The organism is Kocuria salina (assembly GCF_013368965.1).
GTDB lineage: Bacteria > Actinomycetota > Actinomycetes > Actinomycetales > Micrococcaceae > Kocuria > Kocuria rosea.
In genome coordinates, this window is record NZ_SSSF01000035.1 from 1 (window position 1) to 3,202 (window position 3,202).

Consider the following 3,202-nt stretch of genomic DNA (forward strand, 5'->3'; position numbering starts at 1 on the left):
GGCCGGTAGCGAGACGTGTTGAAGGGGGACGAGTAGGCCTCTGGTGGGGTGGATCAGGACGTTGGCTCCAGGCCCTGGGTGGCACGGATGGCCGCGATGTACTGGGCGTAGCCGGCCGAGGAGTCGGTGGCGTGGTGGGCGATGGTGGTGGGGGCGTAGCCGAGGGCGTCGGCGATGATCGCCACGGGGGCGAGCTTGGTGAGCTCGTGCAGGGTGCCCAGCCGGGCCGCCCGGGCGCTGAATTGGGTCCTCAGCCGGTTCCTGAGGTGCCCGGCGTGCAGGTGCTGGCCGGGAACGCTGCCGCGGAAGACCCACGGGCTGTTGGGGTGCGCTGCGGTGGTGTCGTGGCCGGGTGCGGCCGCCAGGGCGCGCCAGGGCCCGTCGAGTGGGGCGGGCAGGGCGATCGGGTCGGCGCCCAGGACGATGGTGACCAGCTCGTCGGTGACCGTGACGTCCTGCCAGGTCAACTTCACGACGTCTTCGATCTGCTGGCCGAAGACGAGCACGAGGATCGCCGCGGCGCGGTCGCGGGCCGGCAGGTCGCCGCTGACGGTGACGAGGTCGATGGCTCGGTGCTGGTCGGGAAGGCTGAGTCTGGGGCTGGTGCCGCGGCGGTGGGGTGTCATGGTCAGGGCGGGGTCGACGAGCTGGGAGTCGATGGCCCAGCCCAGGAAGCCGATGGCGATCTCGCCGGTGCTGGGCCCGTGAGCCTGCCACCGGTCCAGATGGGCTTGGTGCAACTCCGGTAGCCGGGTCCCGTGGTCGGTGAGCCAGTTGAGGAAGTCGATGGTCACCGTGACGGACTGCTTGGCGCGCAGGAACGCGCCGTAGGGCACCGGTGTCATGGCCTGCAGCCGGCGTCGGTGGTGCCAGCGGATAAACCGTCGGAGGACCTCACGGTGGTCGTCGGTGCTGACCCGGGTCAGTGCGGTGATGGCCCAGGCGTCGTAGCGGACGATCAGTTCGTCCCGGGCCGGTAGGGCGCCGTGGGCGACGAGCAGGCCACGGACGTAGTCGCGGGTGCGAGAAGCCGGCAGCTCGTCGAGGGCCTCGTGGGTGATGATCGGGGTGGCGGCGAGGTCGGTGAGGAAGGCGGTGACGTGGGGCTGGTTCAGCCAGGTCAGCCCGCTGTTGGGGCGGCTCATCGTCTTCAGTGCGGTGGCCACCGGGGCCAGGGCCGGGTGCATCTGCTGGTGGTGCGGGTTGGTGAGCAGCCTGTCTACGGTGGTGGCCAGCACGCAGGCCCAGCACTGCCCGTGGGAGTGCAGTTCGGCCTCAGTCCCGCAGGTGAGGCAGTCGAGTTTCAGGCTGATGTGGGTGCAGGCCCGGCAGGCTGGGTGCCCGTCGCGGCGGCCGGGCAGCACGCCTGTGTGGCCGCAGGCGCAGGTGCCGGTGGTGCGCTTGGCCGCCTGATAGCAGTAGCGGCACACAGGCCCGTCGGGCCAGGTGACCACGATCTGGTGATGGCCCCGGCAGCGGGCGCACGGGGTCGGCCAGGTCACCGGGTCACTGGGTGGGCGGGGTCTGCTCACGGGGACTCGTCGGTCTCCTCGGGCACCAGGTGGATGCGGCGGGCCATCGGCTTCCCCGGGGTGATGCCGATGTCCTCGGGGCGGGCCGGCGCGTTGGCGGTGGCAGCGGCGCGCAGCTCGAGGTAGGGCTCGAAGAGGTCGTTGGGGGAGCAGTCCAGGATGTCGCACAGTGCGGCGAAGGTGCGCGCCGGGATCCGTTCCGGGGTAGCCGTGACCAGCCGGTGCACCTGGGCGTTGGAGAGGTTGATCCCGCGGGCGCGCAGCAGCGGGATCAGCTCGGTGGTCTTCCACAGGTTGCGTTCGGCCATGACTTTCCGCAGGTTCCAGCGGTAGCCGATGCGGCGCTGTTCAGGCATCAGGGACCTCCTTATCGGTGGTGGCGAGCCGGGCGGCGATCATCTTCTGCACGGTCTTGTGCTTGAAGTCGGCCGAGACTGAGGTGTAGAGCGCGGTGGTGGAGGAGTAGCTGTGCCCGACCTGCTGCTGGACGAACAACGGGTCGTAACCGGCCTCGATCAGGTGCGTCACGTAGGAGTGGCGCAACGCGTGCAGGGAGAGCTCTTCGGGCAGCTCCGCCAGCTGGCGGATCTGCTGGAAGGACCGGTCGAAGCTGCGCACGGCCGCGGCCCCGGCCCGTTCCGAGGGCCACATCAGGGCCGAGCGGTCCGCGGTGGCGAAACGTGGGCGGCCGGCGGGGGAGAGCCAGAACTGCAGGAGCCCGACCACCCAGTCGAACTCCGGGACGGTGAGCACGGTGCGCCGGCGCGGCCCCGACCCGGCCACACCCTTGGCCCAGCGCACCTGCACCGCGCCGAAGCCCTGGTAGGCGGGTACGTGCGGGTTGGGGCCGAAGTCGACGTACTCCAGCATCGCCAGCTCCCGGCGGCGCAGCCCGTAGGCGTAGGCGACCTTGAACGCGATCGAGTCCCGCAGCGCCGGCAGCCACCGCTTGGATCCCTTGGCGTACTCGGCGTCGACCACATCATCGACGGTGTCGAAGAAGCGCTGCAGTTCGACCTTGGTGAACGACCGGCGCGCCGGGGGCACCGCGTCATCGACCCGGTGCCGGGGAGCGTTCCACTCGAAGACCACCTGGGTCGGCACGTCCCCGAAGACCTGCTCGCAGAAACCCGCCCAGCCGTACCGGGGGTCGGTGAGATAGGTGCAGAACATCCGGATCGCCCCGGCATTGGCCCGCAGCGTCGCCAGGCTCACGGGGCGGTCCCGGCTGCGCCGATCGGCCAGGAACTCGTCCAGGTGATGGGCCGACCAGCGCCACGGGTACTCGTTGGTGTGCTCCTGGAACCGGGCCACCAGTCGGCACGAAGAGAGGATGAACGCCGGCGTCAGCCCACGGGCCAGCTGCTGGGCCCGCCACCCGTCCAGCATTGCCTCGAACACGCGGTCCTCGGCCCGCAGCAACCCCACACTGTGATCGACCAAGAACCCCGGCACGTGCCCCGGAAGCCGTTCCATGGCTACACCGTACGCGCGAATCTCTCATTAAACGAGAGTTCTCCGTGCTGGCCTGCACGGACGACGCCGGCGTCCCGAGCTCGACGACCCAACCGGTCCGCCGTGGACCCTGTTGCCGCCTGGGCAGACGCCTGTAGGCAGAGTGGGACGAGTTCTCGCATCTGTTTCTACTCGTCCTACTTAAGCGCCGATAA

Annotated in this window: 3 protein-coding genes; all 3 read right to left on the bottom strand. The window is 70.0% G+C overall.

All coding sequences use genetic code 11. From position 1 onward, the window contains the following. Positions 1-53 precede the first annotated feature (53 nt). The gene (locus E7Z53_RS19780; RefSeq protein WP_217905984.1) at positions 54-1,454 is read right to left on the bottom strand and encodes a Fis family transcriptional regulator; all 1,401 of its coding nucleotides are present in this window, start codon (positions 1,452-1,454) and stop codon (positions 54-56) included. Between the two features lie 74 nt (positions 1,455-1,528). Next, a complete protein-coding gene (locus E7Z53_RS19785) occupies positions 1,529-1,888 on the bottom strand; it encodes a helix-turn-helix domain-containing protein (protein WP_176338688.1) in 360 nt (119 codons plus the stop codon). Then, positions 1,881-3,008, bottom strand: a complete 1,128-nt coding sequence (locus E7Z53_RS19790; protein ID WP_176338689.1) for a tyrosine-type recombinase/integrase — start codon at positions 3,006-3,008, stop codon at positions 1,881-1,883. The genes E7Z53_RS19785 and E7Z53_RS19790 overlap by 8 nt, the downstream gene beginning before the upstream one ends. Between the last annotated feature and the right edge of the window lie 194 nt (positions 3,009-3,202).